We start from the raw sequence: 18889 nt of genomic DNA on the forward strand, positions 1-18889 counted from the left end.
TCAGAAATCGCCGCGCAGGGTGAGCATGTAGCTGCGCGGCGTGCCGTACGTGGTGCCTCGCGTCCAGTAGCCGGTAGAGGCGAAGTAGGTGCGGTCGAACAGGTTCTCGACGTCCAGGGCGACGGTCCAGTTCGAGTCGACCTTATAGGCCGCCCGCGCGTCGAAGATCGCCCGGCCGCTGTTGTCGGTGCCGTTGTAGGCATCTTCGTAGCCGGATTGCGCGGACACACCGCCGCCGACGCTGAAGCGGTTCCACTCGCCCGGCAAGGTGTAGAGGGTATTGAGACGCAGCAGGTGCTTGGGGGTCTGCGCGGAGATGGGCCCGCCATCCTCCGAGCGGGTGGTGTTGAAGGTGTAGCCGGCCGCTACCTGCAGCCCTGGCAGTACCTCTCCGCTGGCTTCCGCCTCGAAGCCTTTGCTGCGGCTGATGCCATCGCTGTTCACCCAGCAGCGTCCCGCGACATCCTGCGTGCACTTGCCGTCGTTGGCGTAGTCGCGGGCGGCCATGTCCTCCTGCTCGATGTAGAACAGCGCGAAGGACAGATTCAGGCGTTTGTCGAACAGCTCGCCCTTTATCCCGGTCTCGTAGTTGGAGCCGATGGAGGGGTCCAGCATGCGACCGCCCACGGTGCGATAGCTGGCCTGGGGCATGAAGATGTCGGCGTAACTGGCATACAGGGTCCAGGTTTCATCGAGGTCGTAGAGGGCGCCGACGAAGGGCGTGAACTCGTGCTTCTGCTGGTTGGTGGAGAGCAGGTCACCGTTCCAGGCGTCGGTCTTGTACCAGCTCAGACGGCCGCCGAGGACCAGGCTGAGGGCTTCGGTCATGTGCAGGCGGGCGTTGAGGTAGGTGCCGTAGCGGGTTTCGAGGGTGTCGTCCTTGGCGTCCCAGGCCTGGCGGGCGAGGCGGGGCACGTTGCCGTGGTCGGGATTGAACACGTCGAGGGGGATGGGGCTGGGCAACGCGACGGTGGCGTCCTTGTCGTTCATCTTGCGCCTGGACCAGTTGGCACCCAGGGTCACTTGGTGGGACAGGCCGAAGGCCTCGAACTCGCCGTCCAGGTGGCCGTCGACGGCATTCGAGGTGGCATCGAACTTGTGGTAGCCGATGCCGCTGACCAGCGGGCCGCCGGGGCTACCGTAGGTCAGCGTATCGCCTGCGCTCCATTCGATGGCGCTGCGGTTGTAGCTGCTTTCGGAGTGGGACAGCGCCAGTTTGCCGGTCCAGGTGTCGTTGAAGCGATGGTCGAGGTCGGCGAACACTTCGTCGATGCGGCTCTGCAGCTTGGCCCAGTCCTGGCCGAGGAAGGTCGAGCGCTTGAGGTGCGGGTTGCTGCCATCGGGGTTCATCGGCAGGCCCAGCACGCTGTAGCCGTCGATGCGCGAGGTTTGCCTACGCAGCCCGAAAGCGACCGTGGTGGCGTTGTTCAGGTCGGCTTCGACGATGCCGTAGAGCAGTGGGCGCTTGGACGTGGTGACATCAATGAATGACCCGCGATCCTCATAGGAAGCGACCATGCGGCCCCGCAGGGTGCCTTCGTCGTTCAGTCGGCCGCTGGCGTCCAGGTCGAGGCGGTAGGTGTCCCAGGACCCGGCGCGGGTGGTGATGGTGAAGCGCGGGTCCAGGGTCGGGCGCTTGCGCACCAGGTTCACCGCGCCGCCTGGGTTGCCGGCTCCCACCAGAAGCCCGGAGGCGCCACGCAGTACTTCGACGCGGTCGAAGATCGCCATGTCCGGCGGCATCCAGCCGGTGTAGGCGAAGGCTTGTCCGGGCACGCCATCGACCATGTAGCTCTCGTCGGTGAGATCGAAGCCCCGGGAACTGAAGTGGTGGTTGCCGTAGCCACGGTTGGCGCGGGTGATGCCCGGTGTCTGGGCCATCACCTGGTCGAGGGACACGAGGTTCTTGTCGTCCATCAACTGGCGCGTGACAACGGTCACCGATTGTGGGGTTTCGCGCAGGGAGCGCGCGGTCTTGCCGAGGGTCACCGCGCCGGTGGTGTAGGAGCCGCTGCCTTCGGTGGTTTCGCCCAGTCCGCTGCTGTTGATGTCGGTCGCGCTCAATTCGAGTGCACCGCCGGCATCCACGGCCGGTGCCACGCTGAAGGTGCCGCTGCGGGTGACGATCACCTGCAGGCCACTGCCTCGCAGGGCACGCTGCATGGCCTGCAGGGCACTCATCTCGCCCTGTATGGCCGGCGCGTATTTGCCGGCTACCAGCGCCGGGTCGAGGGCTATCACCTGGTCGCTCTGACGGGCGATGGCGTTGAGCGTCTCCGCCAGGCCGGCAGCCGGCAGGTCGAAGCGCTGCACTGCGTGCTGGACGGAACCGTCGGCTCGGACAAAGGCCGAGGGGGCGGCAGCCAGGGCTATGGCGAGAGCAAGGGGCCAGGGTTTGAGCACGGGGGTTCTCCTGAAAGGGTGGGCGTGTCAGGAGAGAGGTGCAACGAGTACGAAAAACCGGACATGAATGCGAAAGTTTTTCACTCGCACTCTCAGAAAGTGTCGATCAGCGTCAGCCAGGGGCCGTAGCGCTCGATGCGGATTGGCAGGGTTTCCGCCAGTGCGGCAAGGGTGCGTTCGCTGTCGTCCAGGGGGAACACGCCCTGCACACGCAGGTCGCGTACTGCCGGGCTGACACGGATCAGCCCGGCACGGTAAGGGCGCAAAGCATCGACCACCGCCGCCAGGGGTTCGTCGAGCACGCTGAGGCGGCCCTCGACCCAGTCAGCCCGGAAGGCCTGGCCGCGAGGCAGTGGCTCGATGTGCTGGTTGTGCAGCAGGGCGGCCTGGCCTTCAGTCATGTCCAGCGTGGTGCGGTTGGGCAGCGAGGCGCGCACGGCATGCTCCAGCACCACCACGCGGGTGGCCCCCGCCAGCTGCTCGACCAGGAAGCGCGTGCCGAGCGCACGGATCTCACCTTGAGCACTGCGCACAACGAAGGGGCGCGACGGGTCCGCTGCCACCTGGACCACCAGGGCGCCCTGGTACAGGTGCAGCAGGCGATGCTCGGCGGAGGGGGCGAAATCGGCGGCGCTGCCGGCGTTCAGGTCCAGCTGGCTGCCATCAGCCAGGGTGAAATGGCGTCGTTCGCCGGTGCCGGTGCGCAGGCCTGCCATCAACGCCTGGCCTGGCTGGCTGCGGCCGCCGAGCCAGAGCCCGCCACCGAGCAGGCCGATGCCGACCAGGCTGCGCAGCAGGTCGCGGCGGCCTGGTTCGTGTTGCAGCAGGCTCTCGCGCAGGGCTTGGGGGGCTCGGCTCACGATGTCGTAGTGGCCGCCCAGGCCGCGTTGCAATTGCGCCCAGGCGTGCGCATGGGCGGGCGCTTGCTCCAGCCACTGCTGGAACAGCGCCTGCTGGTGTGCGTCGGTGTGCCCGTTGCGCAGGCGCACCATCCAGGCGATGGCCTCTTCGGCGGCCGGAGCCAATGCGTCGCGGCTCACGGCTGGGCCCCGCTCAGGTAGCACTGGCGCAGGGCCTGGGTCATGTAGCGGCCGACGGTGCGCTCGGAGACGCCCAGGCGCCGAGCTATCTCCGCGTAGCCGAGACCGTCGAGCTGGCTCATGAGAAAGGCCTTCTTTACCGTCAGCGGCAGGCCGGCAAGGCTGTGGTCGATGGCGTGCAGGGCTTCCAGCAGCAGGTGGCTTTCTTCCGGGGAGGGCACCAGTTCCTCCGGCAGCAGCATCAGCCGCTCCAGGTAGGCCTGCTCCAGGCGTTTGCGGCGGTGGCGATCGAAGATCAGTCGGCGAGCGATGGTGGAAAGGTAGGCGCGGGGCTGTTCGATGCTGTCCGGGTCGACCCGCGCTGCGAGCAACTGGCAGAAGGTTTCGGCTGCCGTGTCCTCGGCATCCGCGCGGTTACGCAACTGCCGCTGCACGTGCTGCAGCAGCCAGCGATGGTGGTCGCTGAAGAAGAAGCCCAGTTTGCTGGAGGAGGAGACGGGCAAGGGAGCGATCCGGGCTCAAATGAGAATGCGTCGCATCTTATCGGTGCCGGTGCCTGTTCCGCAATCACGGGAAGGCTGGGGGTGCTGCCGAGTACCCAGAGAAAACCCGGCGTGTGCCGGGTTTCCGTTCTGCATGCCTCACCAGGGTGGCGCTGCGATCAGTTGTCCTTGCGGCGCTTGAGCTGATCCTTCAGCTGGGTCGGCACCTGCCGGATGATCAGCATGTCGCGGCCCTCGTCGTACTCGATCTTCGAACCCAGCAGGTGGGCCTCGAAGCTGATGGACAGGCCCTCGGCACGGCCGGTGAAGCGCTGGAACTGGCTGAGGGTGCGCTTGTCCGGCGGGATCTCCGGAGACAGGCCGTAGTCCTTGTTGCGGATGTGCTCGAAGAACGCACGCGGGCGGTCCTCGTCGATCAGCCCGGACAGCTCTTCCAGGGTGATGGCCTCGCCCAGTTTGGCCTGGGTGGTGGCGTAGTCCACCAGGGTCTTGGTCTTCTCGCGGGCCTGTTCCTCGGCCAGGTCCTCCTGCTCGACGAAGTCGCTGAAGGCCTTGAGCAGGGTACGGGTCTCGCCGGGGGCGTCGACGCCTTCCTGGCAGCCGATGAAGTCGCGGAAGTAGTCCGAGACCTTCTTGCCGTTCTTGCCCTTGATGAAGGAGATGTACTGCTTGGACTGCGCGTTGTTGCGCCATTCCGAGAGGTTGATGCGTGCCGCCAGGTGCAACTGGCCCAGGTCCAGATGGCGGGCCGGGGCCAGCTCCAGGGACTCGGTCACCGTCACCCCTTCGCTGTGGTGCAGCAGGGCGATGGCCAGGTAGTCGGTCATGCCCTGCTGGTAGTGGGCGAACAGCACGTGGCCGCCGGTGGAGAGGTTCGACTCGTCCATCAGCTTCTGCAGGTGCTCCGCCGCCTGGCGGGTGAAGGGCGCGAACTCGCCGCCTTCCAGGTAGGCCTTCAGCCAGCCGCTGAAGGGGTAGGCGCCGGACTCCTCGTGGAAGAAGCCCCAGGCCTTGCCCTGCTTGGCGTTGTAGCTGTCGTTGAGGTCGGCCAGCAGGTTCTCGATGGCCTTGGACTCGGCCAGCTCGCTGTCGCGCGCGTGCAGGGTGGAGGCGCTGCCGTCGGGCTTCTTGTCGATGAGGTGGACGATGCAATGGCGAATCGGCATGGACGTATCCGGGAACGGTGGACGGGGCGACCGCTGGGGTCGGCTGAGGGGCGGAAGTCTAACAGGCTCCCGGCGCAACGGCGCGGCGGGTGGTCGTTTCGCGGGAGGGGGTAACAAGGGGGCGGTAAACGAAAACGCCCGCACAGGCGGGCGTTCTCACTGGAGGGACGGGATCAATCGTCGCGGTTGCCGTCATTGTCCTGGTCGGTGTCGCTGCCGTTGAAGCGGACATCCCGGTAGCTGTCGTTATCCAGGTCGGTGTCGCTGCCGCCGAACTGCGCATCGCGGTAGCCGTCGTTGTCCTGGTCGTAATCGCTGCCACCGAACTCGGCATCACGGTAGCCATCGTTGTCCAGGTCGTAATCGCTGCCGCCGAACTGGGCATCGCGGTAGCCATCGTTATCCAGGTCGTAATCGCTGCCACCGAACTGCGCATCGCGATAGCCATCGTTATCCAGGTCGTAGTCGATTGCCTGGGCCGTCACCGCCCCCAGCGCCACCACGGTCAAAAGCACGCCCACCACACGTTTGGTGAAGACACCCGCTTTTGTCGCCATCTCGTTTCTTCGCTCCTGAAGGAACCCGACGACTGCTACCCGGTTCACACCCCTGTGAACCGATGAGCCGTCGCGCAGTAGAACGCGGCTCCAGGCGCTGGTTCTGCCCGGTGCCGGGCATTATTCTTTTCAGCCTGTTTCGCGGATGAATCCGCTCTCACCTTGAGCGTGGCGCCACGTCAGCGTGGCGGCCCCGCCTGACCAGGGATGGTTCCGATGACCGACATCGCCCTCGATCTACCCGCCCACCAGCGCGCCGAGCTGCTGCACGCCATCGAGGCGCTGGCCGACCGTGGCCTGTTCCTCCAGGCCCATGCCCTGGCCGGCCGCCTGGGTGACTACCGCCAATGGCGCGACCCCGCCGCCCTGGCGCTGGCCTGCCGCCTGGTCGGCCACATGGGCGCGCCGCGCCTGGCCGACGCCCTGGCCTGGCGCACCTACCGTCGCCACCCCGAATCCCCCGAGGCACGCCTGCGCTATGCGCGCTTCCTGCTCTCGCGTCGCGGGCAGTACCGCGCCTGGCGCTTCGTCCAGGGGTTCGACGGCTGGCTGCCCGAGGCGCCCGAGCTGCGCGCCGAATGGCTGTCCTTCCTCGGTTACCTGCACGCGCTGCTGCGTGACTTCGACCGCAGCGCCGAATGCCACGCCGAAGCCGAGCGCCTGCTGCCCGGCGACCCGTGGTTGCCGGTGGAGCGCTCCTACAGCCTGGAGCAGGAGGACCGCTACGAAGAAGCCCTGGCCCTCTGCGAAGCCGTGCTCGCCGAACGCCCCGACTACCGCGGCGCCCAGCACCAGGCCGCGCAGCTGGAACTGCAACTCGGCCGCGAGGACGCCGCCCTGGCGCGCCTGCGGGCCGATTGCGCGCGCAGCGAGAGCGCCAGCCTGTGTGCCCAGCTCACCGACCTGCTGATCGAACGCGAAGCCCTCGACGAGGCCGAGCACTGGCTGGCCCATGGCGAACAGCTGGCGCCGCTGATGGAGAAGGGCATGCGCGGCTGGTACGCCGCCCGCCGTTGCGATATCGCCTGCCTGCGCGGCGACCTAGCCGCCGGGCATCGCCTGGCCCTGGAGTCGGAGTCGCCGTTCTACCGCAAGGTCGCCGAGAACCTCGCCGAGCCCCAGGGCCGGCGCTGCCTGCTGCCGGTGCGTTTCGTCCGCCAGCACCACATGACCTGCGTACCGGCCACCCTCACCGCGCTGTCCGGTTACTGGGGCCGCCCCGTCGGCCACCTCGAAGTGGCCGAAGAGATCTGCTACGACGGCACCTCCCACCAGGCCGAGCGCGCCTGGGGCGAGCGCAACGGCTGGCTGGCCCGCGAGTTCACCGTGGACTGGGCCACCAGCCGCGCCCTGATCGACCGCGGCATCCCCTTCACCCTGACCCTGCAGTACACCGGCAGCGGCCACCTGCAGGCCGTGGTGGGCTACGACGAACCCCGTGGCACCCTGCTGATCCGCGACCCCGGCCAGGCCCACTTCGGCGAATCCCTCGCCGTCGGCCTGCTGGAGAGCCAGCGCCCCTCCGGCCCGCGCGGCATGCTCCTGCTGCCCCCCGAGGAAGCCCACCGGCTGGACGGGCTGGAACTGCCCGAAAGCGACGTGTGGGATCACTACTACCGCCTGGTCAGCGCCCTGGAAGTGCACGACCGCGAAGAGGCAGAGGCCGCCCTCCAGGCCCTGCGCCAAGCCGCGCCCGAGCACCGCCTGGCCTACCAGGGCCTGCGTGCCCTCGGCTGGTACGACGGCCGCGAGAGCCAGGTGCTGGAAGCCACCGAGGCGCTGCTGCAGCGCTTCCCCGAAGACGCCAACCTGATCCTCTCCAAGGCCACCTCGCTGTCCCAGCTGGAAAGCCGCGAAGTCCACCTCGACTGGCTCGCCCAGCACTGCCAGGAACGCTGGTGCGACCCCGTGCTGCTGGTGCGCTACACCAGCGTCCTCGGCGAAGACGGCCGCGACGCCCCCGAGGCCCGCCGCCTGCTGGCCCGCGTCCTGCGCCAGGCACCGACCAACGCCCTGGCCTGGAACGAGCTGGCCAGCCAGCTGTGGAGCGCAGGTGAGCGCGAGGCGGCCTGCGACTACTACCGCATCGCCGCCTGCCTGCACGACACCAACGAAGGCTTCAGCGTCCAGTACTTCCGCGCCCTGCGCTTCCTCGGCCGCCAGGAGGAGGGCCTGGCCTTCCTGCGTCGCCGGCAGGCACGCCTGGGCAGCCTGGACGCCGGCCCGAGCCTGACCCTCGCCGAATGCCTGGAGGAGCTGGACTTCTCCCGCGAGTGCCGCGAGGTCCTGGAGCAGGCCGTCGAACAGCGCCCGCGCGACCCCGCGCTGCTGCTCAGCCTGGCCGACTTCTATGGACGCATCGGCGAGCTGGAGCTGAACCAGGCCCTGCTCGAACGCGCCGAACCGGTCAGCCGGCGCGGCAACTGGCTGCGCGCCGCCGTGCTGCACAGCCAGCGCGCCGGCGGTGACCTCGAACAGGCCCAGGCCTGGTGCCGCGAAGCCGCCGAACTGGACCCGCTGAACATGCGCGTGCACCGCCTGCAGGTGGACCTGCTGCTGCAGAGCGCCGGCGAAGAGGCCGTGGACGCCTACGTCGAAGCCCTGGTAGCGCGCTTCCCCCATCACCGGGGCATTGCCGACCTGGCCGTGGAGCGGGCCAAGCGGCGCTCCCTGGAAGACACCGAGACCGCCCTGCTGCGCCTGCTGGCCAGCCACCCCGAGCACGCCTGGGCGATCCGCGAACTGGCCGTGACCCTGGCCCGCCTCGGGCGCGACGACGAAGCCCTGGAGACCTGCGAGCGGGCCATCCAGGTGGAGCACGGTGCCACCAGCGCCCAGTCCACCCTCGGCTTCGTGCACCTGCAGGCCGGCCGCCGCGAGGCTGCCCGCGAGGCCTTCCGCCTGGCGCTGGCCCGCAGCATCGACAACGACTACGCCCTGAGCATGCTGCTGGACAGCTGCGCCAGCCGCGAGGAACTGGACGAAGCCCTGGCCTACATCCACACCCAACTGGTGCAGCAGGTGAACTTCGGCGACGGCTGGCTCACCTACGCCTACCAGGCCCGCGCCCTGCTGGACGATGCCGCGTTGCTGGAGCAGCTCCAGGCCGCCCTGGAGCGCCAGCCGGACACCTGGCAGCTGTGGGTGGTCACCGCCCGCCAACTGGCCTTCCTCGAACGCACCGACGAGGCCGACGCCCTGCTGGCCCGTGCCCAGGAACGCTTCAGCCAGATGCCGCGCCTGGGCCTGGAGCGCGCCCTGCTGCTGCGTGACCAGGGCCGCTACGCCGAGTGCCGCGAGACCCTGCGCGACAGCCTGCGGATCAACCCGCTGTGGACCCAGAGCGTGCGCCTCTACGTGGAAACCCTGGTGGAGGAGGGCACCGGCCTCGACGAGGCCGAAGCCATGCTGCGCGGCGTGCTCCAGCGCACCCCCGATAACACCGACCTGCGTGCCTGGCTCGGCTACGTGCTGGGCGAGCGCGGCGAGATGGCCGCCGGTGCCGACGAGGCCGAGCGCGTCCTGCTCGACGAGCCCGGCAACGGCTGGGCCTGGAACCAGCTGCGCCGCTACAGCGCCGCGCTGGACCAGCCCGAACGGCCCCTGGCCCTGGCCCGCAGCCTGGTGGAACGGCGCGCCGGCGACAGCGACGCCTGGCTGGCCCTGGCCGAGCAGGAAAGCACTGACGAAGCCCGCGAACAGGCCCTGCGCCGCGCCCTGCAGCTCACCCCCCGGCACCGGGGCGCCAACGACCAGCTGGCCCGCCTGCTGCTGGAAGGCGGCCGCCAGGACGAGCTGGATGCCTTGCTCCAGGCGCCCTGCTGGGGCGGCGCGCCACCGGTGGAGCTGGCGCTCTACGGCCCCCGCGTGCGCCTGCGCAACGACGACCGCGAGGGCGCCCAGGCCGAGCTCGACGCACTGCTGCGGGTGCACCCGGATGCCTACGACGGCTGGCGCGAGCTGGCCGACCTGCACGACAACGGCGGCAACGCCGAGGCTTACCTGGCCGCCGCCGACCAGATGGTCCGCCTGGAACCGCGCAAGGCCGTCTCCCACGGCTTCCGTGGCCATGCCCTGCTGATGGCCGAACGCAAGGCCGACGCACTGCCGGCCTTCCTCAAGGCCTTCGAGCTGGACCGCGACTACAGCTTCGCCGGGCTGCATGCCTTCGACCTGCTGGCCGAGAGCGGCCGGCATGCCGAGTCGGCCGACGTGGTGCGCCGCCTGCTGGCCGGCGAGGCCAGCCCCTCCGCGCTGGTGCGCGGCGTGCGGGCGGCCGGGATGGTCAACGACCGCGAACTGAAGCGCCAGGCCCTGGAGCGGGTCTGCACCACCACCGCGGGGCTGGATGCCTGGCAAGGAGTCATCGAGGTGCTGGGCGTCCCAGTGGATGATCGGATCTGGAGCGACGTGCTCGAGCAGTTCGCCCCGAGCGGCGAGCTGCACCGCATCGCCTACCGCCACTGGTTCGCCATGGAGGATGCCCGCTGGTTGCCCGGTTCCCTGTGGCGGGCCTTCCAGCGCGTGCTGCCCCAGGATGAAAGTCACGCGGCCCGCCACGGCATGCTCGACCTGCTGGCCGAGCGCAAGAACGCCAGCGGGCTGCTCACGCGCACCCTGGAAGCGTGCGCCCCGGCCATCCGCGAGAACCCCGTGACCTGGGGCATGGCCAGCTACGCGCTGAGCAGCCAGGAACGCTACTCGGCGATGCTCCACTGGATGGGCGACTGGCGCGAGCGCGACGACCTGCCCGCCTGGGCGCTGGACAACCTGTCCCTGGCGCTGCGTGCCCTCAAGCGCGATGCCGAGGCGGCGGAGGTGTCGCGCCTGTCCTTGCAGCGCGACCCCAACAACCACGACGCCATGGCCTGGCTGGTGGGCGACGCCGCCCTGGCCGATGACCGTGAAGCGGTGGCGGAGTGGCTGGCCAGGCTGGAAGGGGCAGAGTTGAGAGCCTTCTACCTGTGCCTGAAGCGGCTGGCCGAAGGCACCGCCAAGGCCTGGGAACAGGGCGACGCCCGCGCCGCCCGAGCCCTTTTCGGGGAGGCCGGCGGGTACGCCCGTCATGTCGGCAGTCATCCCTTCTACCGGCGCCTGCGCCGTGGCCTGGTGCGGCGCCTGGCCTTTGGCCCGCTGACTCCGCGCTGGGCGGCGCTGTGGCGCTGGTTGCAGTTGGCGTAGGTCGTTGAATCGGGCGTTGCGGGCCGGGGTAACCCGGCCCGCTTGCGTTCAGTCCCGCATGCCCGGTGCGTCGGCCTGGCGCTGGGCGCGCAGGGCCTTGAGGCGTTCGATGACGTAGCGCAGGTGCATGTGCAGGTCGTACAGCTCGTGGGTGTAGGAGAGCGGTACGTCGACCCGGTCCAGCTGTGCCTCCAGGGCTTCCAGCCCGCGTATTTCCTCGTCCAGGGCCGGGAAGGCGGTGCCGTGCTGCAGCTTGCGGTCGATCTCCCGCAGGTGCTTGTACCAGCGGTAGATGCGCGCGCGGACGCGCCAGCGGTACACCGGGCCCACGGCCTTGAACAGCGGGAACATCACCACCAGCAGCGGGATCAGCAGGATGATGTAGCGGTCCGCCAGGGAGGCGATGCGGAAGGGCAGGTAGCGCTGCAGGATCGGCAAGCCGTTGCGGTAGTAGTAGCTGGCCTCGTCCAGGGCGGCGAGGGTCATCGGCTGCTCCTTCGGGTAGGTGCCGGACGGGTCCAGCAGGCTGCCGTTCTGCATCACCTCGCGGGCGGCCTCGAGGATCAGCGGCGTCAGCGAGGGGTGGAAGCCTTCGCCGGCCACCAGGGTGGCCACCGGGCCGAGGGTCAGCACGTCCTGGCGGGGCACGTTGTTGGCCAGGTTGAGCAGCCCTTCGCCCACTTCCAGGCGGGTCAGGTAGGGCAGCCGCGCGCGGTAGGCGGCGCTGCGGCGGAAGCTCACCAGGTCCACCCCCGGGCTGGCGGCCAGGCGCTGCACCACGGCGTTTTCCGCCGGGCCGACGAAGAAGGCCGCATCCAGTTCGCCATTCAGCAACTGCTCGGCGGCGCGGCTGCCGCTGTAGGCCTGCCAGCTGGCCGGGTAGCTGTCCGTGGGGATGGCGTTGGCGGCGAACAGCGCATCGGCGATGGCGCGGGTGCCGCTGCCGGGCTTGCCGATGGCCACCCGCAGCTGCTGCAGGTCGGCCATGCTGTCGATGTCCACGTCGGCGCGGCGGAACAGCCACAGCGGCTCCTGGTACATCACGCCGAGGCCGTGCAGGCGCTGGCGCACCTCCACGGGCAGGGTCAGTTCCTGGCCGCTCTGCACCAGGGCCATCTCCACTTCGCCGTTGCGCAGCTTCTCCAGGTTGTCCAGCGAGCCGTCGCTGGGCACCAGCTCCAGGTCGAAGCCCTGGCGCGCCAGTTCCTCCTTGAGGCGCTGGCCGAACACCGCGTAGCCACCATTGGCACCGCCGGTGGCCAGGCGCGCGTGCATGGGCGGTGGCGGGGCGACGAAGTAGAACAGCGCGCCCACCAGCGCAGCCAGCACCGGCACCGTCCACAGGTTGGCCAGCAGCATGATCTTCAGGTCTTTCAACAGCCTCGGCATGGGGACTCCGTTGCGGGTATGACGGCTACAGGATAGTGCGTGCCGCTGCGCTGGGCAGCACGAGCCGCTTGCGGTGGTTGCCAGCGCCGGTGGCCGATGACAAGGTGGCCGCCTTCATCGTCTTCAGCGTGGTTTCCGATGCGCATCCTGCACACCTCCGACTGGCACCTGGGCCAGCATTTCATGGGCAAGACCCGCCAGGCCGAGCACCAGGCGTTCTGCCAGTGGCTGCTGGAGCAGGTGCGGGCGCATGAGGTGGACGCAGTGCTGGTGGCCGGCGATGTGTTCGACACCGGCGCGCCGCCCAGCTACGCCCGCGAGCAGTACTACCGCTTCATCGTCGACCTGCGCGCCAGCGGGGCGCGGCTGGTGGTGCTGGGGGGCAACCACGACTCGGTGGCGATGCTCGGCGAGAGCCGCGAGCTGCTGGCCCAGCTGGACACCTGGGTGGTGCCGGCGGTGGTGGCCGACCCGGACGAACAGGTGCGGGTGCTGCCCCGGCGCGACGGCCAGCCCGGTGCAGTGCTCTGCGCGGTGCCCTTCGTGCGCCCCCGCGACGTGCTGCTGAGCCAGGCCGGGCAGAGTGCCGAGGACAAGCAGCTGGGCCTGCAGCAGGCCATCCAGGCCCACTACCAGGCGCTGTTCGAGCGCGCCCTGCAATGCCGCGCCGCCTCGGGCGGCGACCTGCCGATCATCGCCACCGGCCACCTCACCACGGTGGGCGCCAGTGCCAGCGAGTCGGTGCGGGAAATCTACGTCGGCGCGCTGGAGGCCTTCCCCACCAGCGCCTTCCCGGCGGCCGACTACATCGCCCTGGGGCACATCCACCGGCCGCAGAAGGTCGGCGGCCTGGGGCACATCCGCTACAGCGGCTCGCCCATCCCCCTGGCCTTCGACGAGGCGCGCCAGCAGAAGGAGGTGCTGCTGGTGGAGCTGGACGGCAGCGGCCTGTGCGAGGTGCAGGCGCTCCCGGTGCCGTGCTTCCAGCCGCTGCTGAGCCTGCGCGGCAGCCTCGCCGAGCTGCCCGAACGCCTGGCCGAGGCCGCCCGCGAGGGCACCCCGGAGCGTCCGGCCTGGCTGGAGGTGGTGGTGACCACGGACGACTACCTCAATGACCTCCAGGCCCGCCTGGCACAGCTGTGCGACGGGCTGCCGGTGGAGGTGCTGCGCATCCGCCGCGAACGCGGTGCCGCGCGCTCCGGCCTGCAGGGCGAGGCGCGGGAAACCCTCGACGAGCTGAGCGTGGAAGAGGTATTCCAGCGCCGCCTGGGGCTGGAGGCCCTGGAAGAGGCCGAGGCCGCGCGGCTGACCGACCTCTACCGCCAGGTGCTGGAGCAGGTGCGCGACGACACGGCCTGAGCCGTCACGCCCCCAGCGCGTCGGCCAGGCGCCGCACCGCCCCTTCGATCTCGTGGTCGCTGAGGGCCGAATAGCCCAGCAGCCAGCCCTGGCGTTTCTCCGCCCCCAGGTACAACCGACTGAGCCCTGGCAGCAGCAGCCCGGCACGGGCGGCGAGCGCCTGGGTGCGCGCCTCCGTCCAGCCCTCGGCGAGCAGGCAGGGCAGTTGCAGGCCGCCCGGCGGCCGCAGGGCCTGGACCACGTTCGGCAGGTGGCGCTCCAGGGCACCCACCAGCACCCCCTGGCGTTGCGCGTAGAGCTTGCGCATGGCGCGCACGTGGGCGTTGTAGTGGCCGTCCTCCATGAAGCGCGCCAGGGTCAGCTGCAGCACCTGCGGGCTGTGGCCGTCGATGATGCTGCGGGCATGGGTGAAGGCGGGCATCAGCGCCGGCGGCAGCACCATGTAGCCCAGGCGCAGGCCGGGGTACAGGGCCTTGCTGAGGGTGCCCAGGTAGAGGGTGCGCTGCTGGTCGTCCAGGCCCTGGACGCAGGCGGTGGGCAGGCCGTCGTAGTGGAACTCGCTGTCGTAGTCGTCCTCGATGATCCAGCCCCGGCGCTCGGCGGCCCAGCCGATCAGCTCCAGGCGCCGCTGCAACGGCAGGGTTGCGCCGGTGGGGTACTGGTGCGACGGCGTCACGTACACGCAGCTGGCGCCGCTGCGGTCGGCCCGCAGCGCCTCGGTGCTCAGGCCCTGGGCGTCCACCGGGACCGGCAGCACCCGCGTCCCGGCAGCCTCGAAGGCGCGGCGGGCGCCGATGTAGCCCGGGTCTTCCAGCAGGATCGGGCGACCCTCGTCCACCAGCAGCTGGGCACAGAGGAACAGGCCCTGGCGGGTGCTGCTCAGCACCAGCACCTGGTCCGGGCTGCAGCGGGCGCCGCGTTCGAGGTTCAGGTAGGTGGCGATGGCCGTGCGCAGCGCCTCGCAGCCTTGCGGGTCGCCATGCAGCAGGGCGGCCGGGTCCTTCTGGGCCTGGCGTTGCAGGCGCGTCCAGGTGGCGAGGGGGAAGGAGCGGGTCTCCGGCAGGCCGGTGGCGAAGGCGCGCACCTGGCGGTGGTCCTGGATGCCGCCGCTGGCGAGGATGGCCTCGCCGCGACGGCTCAGCCCGCTGGTCGGGGGGGCAGTGGCGGCAGCAGGGCGGGGCGCCCGGCGTTGGACGGGGGCACCGCGCAGGCGCTGGCCGAGGCTGTCGGAGACGAAGCTCCCCGAGCCCTGCTGGCGGGCGATGTAGCCGTCGCGCTGGAGCTGCACGTAGGCGTTCTCCACCGTGTCGCGGGCCACCCCCAGGGCGGTGGCCAGGCTGCGGGTGGCCGGCAGGCGCAGCCTGGGGGCCAGGGTGCCGTCGAGGATCAGCCCCTGCAGCGCCCGCTGGATACGCTGGTGCAGGTCCAGGGGCTGCAGCTCGGCCTGGGCGATGCGCATCTTCAGGGTGTCCAGCTCGAAACGTGTCGCCATGGCGTGGCCTGTGGGTGGTCTGGCAGGAAGTCGGCGAGTGTAAGGCTTTGGCAGGCCAATGGGGCAGGGCCGCTGCGCGGGTGCGGATGCGGGTCGGCACGGGCGCGCGGGGATGACAGAATGCCGGCTTCCCGGATGAGCACGACCCCCGCATGAAAATCCTCAGCCTGCGTCTGAAGAACCTCAACTCGCTCAAGGGTGAGTGGAAGATCGACTTCACCGCCGAGCCCTTCGCCGGCAACGGCCTGTTCGCCATCACCGGCCCCACCGGTGCCGGAAAGACCACCCTGCTGGACGCCATCTGCCTGGCGCTCTACCACCGCACACCGCGCATGAGCAGCGTCTCCGCCTCGGCCAACGAGCTGATGACGCGGCACACCGCCGACTGCCTGGCCGAGGTGGAGTTCGAGGTGAAGGGCGTGGGCTACCGCGCCTTCTGGAGCCAGCGCCGGGCCCGCGACAAGGTGGACGGCGGGCTGCAGCCACCCAAGGTGGAGCTGGCGCGCATCGCCGACGGGGAGATCCTCACCGACAAGATCAACGACAAGCTCAAGCAGACCGAAAGCCTCACCGGGCTCGATTTCGAGCGCTTCACCAAGTCCATGCTGCTGGCCCAGGGTGGGTTCGCCGCCTTCCTCGAAGCCAGTGCCAACCAGCGCGCCGAGTTGCTGGAGGAGCTGACCGGCACCGAGGTGTACGGGCTGATCTCCCAGCGGGTGTTCGAGTCCACCCGCGAAGCCAAGGCGGCCCTGGAGCAGACCCGTGCCCGCGCCGAGGGTGTCGAACTGCTCGACGACGTGCAGCGCCAGGGCCTGCAGGACGAACTCGCCGCCCTCGACCCCCGCGAAGCCGCCCTCAGCCAGCAGCAGGAGGCCCTGCAACGCCAGCGCCAGTGGCGCGAGGCCGTGGCCAACGCCGAGGCCCGCCTGCACGCCGCCCAGACCCAGGGCGAGGCCGCCCGGCAGGCCCGGGACGCCGCCGAGCCGGAGCTGCAGCAACTGGCCGCCAGCGAGCCGGCCGAGCGCCTGCGCAGTGCCCACCGCGACTGGCAGCGTGCCGAGCAGGGCGCTGCCGAAGCCGCGGCGGCCCTGGCGCAGGTGCGTGAACAGAAGGCCGAGGCTGCCGGCGAGGTGGCCGACGGCCTGTGGCGGGCGCGCGGCTACAGCCAGCAGCGGGCGACAGCCCTGGCTGCCCGATGCGAGGCCCTGGCCGGGCAGAGGCGGCAGGTGGAGGCACAACTGGCGGCCAACCCGCAGCATGGCCTGCTGGGCGAGCGCCTGGGCGCCTGGCGCGAGCAGTTCGGTGCGCGCCGCAACCTGGCCCAGGCCATCGCCCAGTCGCTGGCCCGCCAGCAGCAGGACAAGCAGGACGCGGAGCGCATGGCGCAGCGCATCGCCGACCTCCAGGCTGTGTTGGCTGACAGCGACCAGCACCTGGAGCGGGCCCGCGCCGACGACGCGCAATCCCAGGCTGCCCTGGGCGACTTGCTGGCCGGTGAGTCCGAAGCCGCGTTGCGTGACCGCTGGCAGCGCCTCAGCGACCAGGGCCACCAGCTCACCCGTCTGCAGCAGCTGGCGGACACCCGCACGCGCCTGGCGCGCCAGCTGGCCGAGGCACAGGCCGGCATCGACGCCGACAGCCGTGCCCAGGCGGAGAAGGCGGCGGCGCGGGATGCCCTGCGCCTGCAGTTCACCGACCTCAAGCAACAGATCCAGGACAAGGAAAAACTGCTGGAACAGGAGCAGCGCATCCTCAAGCTGGAGGCCCACCGTGCGGCCCTGCAGCCGGGGGAGGCCTGCCCGCTGTGCGGCTCCTGCGAACACCCGGCCATCGAGGCCTACGGCGCGCTGGACACCACGGAGACCCAGCGGGCCCTGCAAGCCAAGCGCGCCGAGCAGGACCAGGTGCGCGAGCGCGGCGAGGCGCTGCGCGACGAACTGGCCGCCCTGGAGGCGCAACTGCGCCAGCGCCAGCAGGATGCCCAACGCCTGCAGGATGAATTGCAACAGCTGCAGGCCCAGTGGCAGCAGCTGTGCACGGCACTGGGCCGGCCACTGGCCGATGCCCAGGCGGTGGAGGCGGCCCAGGCGCAGCAGCAGGCGGACCTGGCCGCCCTGCAGCGCAGCCTGGGTGAGCTGGACGGCCTCAAGCAGGCCCTGGAAAACGCCCGAGCCCAGCATGTGCAGGCGCAGCGGCAGCAACAGGAGGCCGCCCAGAACCTCGCCCTGGCCGTGCAGGAGCAGGACGCCCTGCGCCGCCGCGAAGCGGAGAACACCGAGCACCTGGGCCAGCTCCAGGCGCAGCAGGCCCGCCAGGAGGCAGAACTGCGCGCCGCCCTGGAGGCACTCGGCTATGCCCTGCCCGAGGATGGCGAAGGCTGGTTGAGCGAGCGCGAGGCCGAAGCCCGGACCTGGCGCGAGGCCCAGGCCCTGCAACAACGCCTGGAGCGGGATGAACAGGCGCTGGGGGTGGAGCTGCAGGCGGCCGAAAGCGCCGCCAGCCGCTGGCAGCAACGCTGGCGCGAACTCGGCCAGGCCGATGGCGAGCCCCTGACCCCTGTGGATAACCCTGTCGCCGCCCTGGAGCAGGCCGAGCAGCGCCTGGCGTTGGCCCAGGAACGCAGCCAGGCCCTGGTCGGGCGCGAACACACCCTGGTCGAGCAAGGCGAGGCCGCCCGTGTTTCCCTCGACGCCCAGCGCAGCGCCTGGGAACAGGCCCTGGCCCGCAGTCCTTTCGGCGACGAGGCGCAGTACCGGGCGGCCCTGCTGGACGAGGACACCCGCAACCGGTTGCTGGCCCTCCAGGCGCGCCTGGACAAGGCCGCCACCGAAGCCCGGGCCCTGGAGGCCTCGGCGCGGGAGGCCCTGGATGCGCTGCTGGCGGCGCCGCAGACCGAGCAGACCCTGGCCCAGCTCGACGAACAGCTGCAGGCCGTGCAGGCGGAGCGCCGTGGCCTGGCCCAGCGCCAGGGCGAGGTCCGTGGGCTGCTGGTCGCCGATGCCCAGCGTCGCGAAGGGCAGCAGGCGCTGTTCGCCGAGATCGAGCGGCAGACCGCCGCCTACGACCTCTGGCAGCGCCTCAACAGCCTCATCGGCGCCGCCGACGGCGCCAAGTACCGGCGCTTCGCCCAGGGCCTGACCCTGGACCATCTGGTGCACCTGGCCAACCGCCAGCTGCAACGCCTGCATGGGCGCTACCAGCTGGCACGCAAGGCCGAGGGCGAACTGGAACTGGAGGTGCTGGACACCTGGCAGGGCGACGTCGCCCGAGATTGCCGCACCCTCTCCGGCGGCGAGAGCTTCCTGGTCAGCCTCGCGCTGGCCCTGGCGCTCTCCGACCTGGTCAGCCACAAGACCAGCATCGACTCGCTGTTCCTCGACGAAGGCTTCGGCACCCTCGACGGCGAGACCCTGGAAATCGCCCTCGACGCCCTGGATGCCCTCAACGCCAGCGGCAAGATGATCGGCGTCATCAGCCACGTCGAAGCCCTCAAGGAACGCATCCCCGTGCAGCTCAAGGTGCACAAGGGCGTCGGCATGGGCTACAGCCGCCTGGAACAACGCTTCGCCGTGTAGCTGGGCAGGGCTGTTCGCAGGGTGGGCTTCAGCCCATGCGGCGCGTTTGTTGGTGGGCTGAAGCCCACCCTACGGCCAGAGCAGGCCGTTGCGCGGGCCATTCGTGGCCGAGCCCTGTAGCCCGGGCTTCAGCCCGGGAATGGGTGCTTGGGTTTCCCGGACTGAAGTCCGGGCTACGGCGCTACGGCGCTGGGCGGGGCTGTTCGTCGGGTGGGTTTCAGCCC

At 70.2% G+C, this 18889-nt stretch carries 10 protein-coding genes; 3 read left to right on the forward strand and 7 right to left on the reverse strand.

The genetic code is table 11. The features are described from left to right. From FBY21_RS25620 to FBY21_RS25640, 5 genes are all read right to left on the reverse strand, one after another. On the reverse strand, nucleotides 1-2403 hold the full coding sequence (locus FBY21_RS25620; RefSeq protein ID WP_142014854.1) for a TonB-dependent siderophore receptor: 2403 nt from the start codon (nucleotides 2401-2403) through the stop codon (nucleotides 1-3). Between the two features lie 92 nt (nucleotides 2404-2495). After that, the gene (locus FBY21_RS25625; RefSeq protein ID WP_142014857.1) at nucleotides 2496-3443 is read right to left on the reverse strand and encodes a FecR family protein; all 948 of its coding nucleotides are present in this window, start codon (nucleotides 3441-3443) and stop codon (nucleotides 2496-2498) included. After that, nucleotides 3440-3946: a sigma-70 family RNA polymerase sigma factor gene (locus tag FBY21_RS25630; RefSeq protein WP_142014859.1), complete on the reverse strand. Its 507-nt coding sequence runs from the start codon at nucleotides 3944-3946 to the stop codon at nucleotides 3440-3442. The genes FBY21_RS25625 and FBY21_RS25630 overlap by 4 nt, the downstream gene beginning before the upstream one ends. A gap of 158 nt (nucleotides 3947-4104) precedes the next feature. Continuing rightward, a complete protein-coding gene (yejK, locus tag FBY21_RS25635) occupies nucleotides 4105-5112 on the reverse strand; it encodes a nucleoid-associated protein YejK (RefSeq protein ID WP_074970821.1) in 1008 nt (335 codons plus the stop codon). A 173-nt stretch (nucleotides 5113-5285) separates the two neighbouring features. Further along, nucleotides 5286-5669 (reverse strand): hypothetical protein, encoded by a 384-nt coding sequence (locus tag FBY21_RS25640; RefSeq protein WP_069559360.1) that lies wholly within the window; start codon nucleotides 5667-5669, stop codon nucleotides 5286-5288. A gap of 216 nt (nucleotides 5670-5885) precedes the next feature. Here FBY21_RS25640 and FBY21_RS25645 point away from each other — a divergent pair, with 216 nt between their 5' ends. Continuing rightward, nucleotides 5886-10850: a C39 family peptidase gene (locus FBY21_RS25645; RefSeq protein ID WP_142014862.1), complete on the forward strand. Its 4965-nt coding sequence runs from the start codon at nucleotides 5886-5888 to the stop codon at nucleotides 10848-10850. Nucleotides 10851-10898: 48 nt separating this feature from the next. On the opposite strand, the gene FBY21_RS25650 is transcribed toward FBY21_RS25645, so the two are convergent. Beyond that, nucleotides 10899-12239 carry a TAXI family TRAP transporter solute-binding subunit gene (locus FBY21_RS25650; RefSeq protein WP_142014866.1) on the reverse strand — a complete coding sequence of 447 codons (1341 nt, stop codon included), beginning with the start codon at nucleotides 12237-12239 and terminating at the stop codon, nucleotides 10899-10901. Between the two features lie 138 nt (nucleotides 12240-12377). Here FBY21_RS25650 and sbcD point away from each other — a divergent pair, with 138 nt between their 5' ends. Further along, a complete protein-coding gene (gene sbcD, locus FBY21_RS25655) occupies nucleotides 12378-13598 on the forward strand; it encodes an exonuclease subunit SbcD (RefSeq protein ID WP_142014870.1) in 1221 nt (406 codons plus the stop codon). Nucleotides 13599-13602: 4 nt separating this feature from the next. Here the strand turns inward: sbcD and FBY21_RS25660 are convergent, their stop codons facing one another. Next, nucleotides 13603-15090, reverse strand: a complete 1488-nt coding sequence (locus tag FBY21_RS25660; protein WP_142014874.1) for a PLP-dependent aminotransferase family protein — start codon at nucleotides 15088-15090, stop codon at nucleotides 13603-13605. 152 nt (nucleotides 15091-15242) lie between these two features. Between FBY21_RS25660 and FBY21_RS25665 the strand changes: the two genes are divergently transcribed. Then, entirely contained in the window at nucleotides 15243-18665 is a 3423-nt protein-coding gene (locus FBY21_RS25665; RefSeq protein ID WP_142014878.1) for an AAA family ATPase, read from the forward strand. Nucleotides 18666-18889 lie beyond the last annotated feature (224 nt).

The organism is Pseudomonas sp. SLBN-26 (genome assembly GCF_006715895.1).
GTDB classification, from domain to species: domain Bacteria; phylum Pseudomonadota; class Gammaproteobacteria; order Pseudomonadales; family Pseudomonadaceae; genus Metapseudomonas; species Metapseudomonas otitidis.

What these genes read in the sequence shown, in the direction of transcription:
- yejK (WP_074970821.1), bottom strand. Translation starts at nt 5,112, where the DNA reads ATGCCGATTCGCCATTGCATCGTCCACCTCATCGACAAGAAGCCCGAC.
- FBY21_RS25640 (WP_069559360.1), bottom strand. Translation starts at nt 5,669, where the DNA reads ATGGCGACAAAAGCGGGTGTCTTCACCAAACGTGTGGTGGGCGTGCTT.
- FBY21_RS25645 (WP_142014862.1), top strand. Translation starts at nt 5,886, where the DNA reads ATGACCGACATCGCCCTCGATCTACCCGCCCACCAGCGCGCCGAGCTG.
- FBY21_RS25650 (WP_142014866.1), bottom strand. Translation starts at nt 12,239, where the DNA reads ATGCCGAGGCTGTTGAAAGACCTGAAGATCATGCTGCTGGCCAACCTG.
- sbcD (WP_142014870.1), top strand. Translation starts at nt 12,378, where the DNA reads ATGCGCATCCTGCACACCTCCGACTGGCACCTGGGCCAGCATTTCATG.
- FBY21_RS25660 (WP_142014874.1), bottom strand. Translation starts at nt 15,090, where the DNA reads ATGGCGACACGTTTCGAGCTGGACACCCTGAAGATGCGCATCGCCCAG.
- FBY21_RS25665 (WP_142014878.1), top strand. Translation starts at nt 15,243, where the DNA reads ATGAAAATCCTCAGCCTGCGTCTGAAGAACCTCAACTCGCTCAAGGGT.